The sequence below is a fragment of the Halosubterraneus shenae genome (assembly GCF_050510935.1).
GTDB lineage: Archaea > Halobacteriota > Halobacteria > Halobacteriales > Haloferacaceae > JBDGPU01.
Window position 1 is genome coordinate 1 of sequence record NZ_JBNLVO010000013.1, and the last position, 1,510, is coordinate 1,510.

At 57.5% G+C, this 1,510-nt stretch carries 1 rRNA gene and 1 other annotated feature (1 of these 2 cut by a window edge); the gene reads right to left on the minus strand.

Annotation, left to right across the window (positions count from 1 at the left end):
- Nucleotides 1-19: 19 nt before the first annotated feature.
- Nucleotides 20-141, minus strand: a 5S ribosomal RNA gene (gene rrf / locus ACQE3M_RS16325).
- A gap of 120 nt (nucleotides 142-261) precedes the next feature.
- Nucleotides 262-1,510, minus strand: a sequence feature (mutual gap in cmsearch alignment for this rRNA model is longer than 100); it runs 1,666 nt beyond the window's last position.

A 1,510-nucleotide genomic window follows, 5' to 3' on the forward strand; every position in this document is an offset into this window, starting at 1 on the left:
TATGAATGTAAGTATGAATGGTAGGCGGCGAACCGGCACTCCCAGAGGCTCGCGCACTCCAGTACTGCCCGGAACGCTGGCGGGCTTAACTTCCGTGTTCGGGATGGGTACGGGTGTTTCCCCGCCGCTGTGGCCGCCTTTATGCCGACTCGTGGACTCGAACCACGATCACAACTCCTGTGTCGGTGACTGAACGGTTCGGTGAAACCATGTATACGTGCGATCCAGCTAACGCCTGAACCCATTGAACGAGTAGTGGAATGAGTGTGGCTCGGTCTGTTAGTTCTCGCGGGCTGAACACCTCGTTGCCTTGGTGCGTACACCCCGAGTCTATCGAACTCGTCTTCTACGAGTGACCTCAATGGTACCTCTTTTCCATGTGGGTTTCGAGCTTAGATGCGTTCAGCTCTTACCCCGTGTCGCGTGGCTACCCGGCATCTGCGCTCTCGCACAACCGGTACACCAGTGGCGACCAGTCGTAGTTCCTCTCGTACTATACGACCGTTCACGTCAGGTACCTCAACACCCCCAATAGATAGCAGCCGACCTGTCTCACGACGGTCTAAACCCAGCTCACGACCTCCTTTAATAGGCGAACAACCTCACCCTTGCCCGCTTCTGCACGGGCAGGATGGAGGGAACCGACATCGAGGTAGCAAGCCACCCGGTCGATATGTGCTCTTGCGGGTGACGACTCTGTTATCCCTAAGGTAGCTTTTCTGTCATCTACGGGCCCCATCTAGGAGCCTCGTAGGTTCGCTAGACCACGCTTTCGCGTCAGCGTCACTCGTTGGGAATGACACTGTCAGACCATCTTGTGCTCTTGCGCTCTTCTCCGGGTTCCCGACCCGGATGAGATGATCTTTGGGCGCGCTCGATATTCTTTCGAGCACGTACCGCCCCAGTCAAACTGCCCGGCTACCGGTGTCCTCCGCCAGGAGTGAGAGTCGCAGTCACCGACGGGTAGTATTTCAATGCTGCCTGGGCGACGCGCTAGCGCGCGCACCTCTGTAGCGGCTCCTACCTATGCTGCACATCGGCGACCACGTCTCAGCGACAGCCTGCAGTAAAGCTCTATAGGGTCTTCGCTTCCCCTTGGGGGTCTCCAGACTCCGCACTGGAACGTACAGTTCACCGGGTCCAACGTTGGGACAGTGGCGCTCTCGTTTATCCATTCATGCAAGCCGCTACTGAAGCGGCAAGGTACTACGCTACCTTAAGAGGGTCATAGTTACCCCCGCCGTTGACAAGTCCTTCGTCCCCCTGTACGGGGTGTTCAGATACTTGCACTGGGCAGGATTCAGTGACCGTACGAGTCCTTGCGGATTTGCGGTCACCTGTGTTGTTACTAGACAGTCGGAGCGCCCGAGTCACTGCGACCTGCTCCGTCAAGAGCAGGCATCCCTTCTTCCGAAGGTACGGGACCAACTTGCCGAATTCCCTAACGTCGGTTCTCCCGACGGGCCTTGGCTTTCGCTGCCAGAGCACCTGTGTCGGATCTCGGTACGGA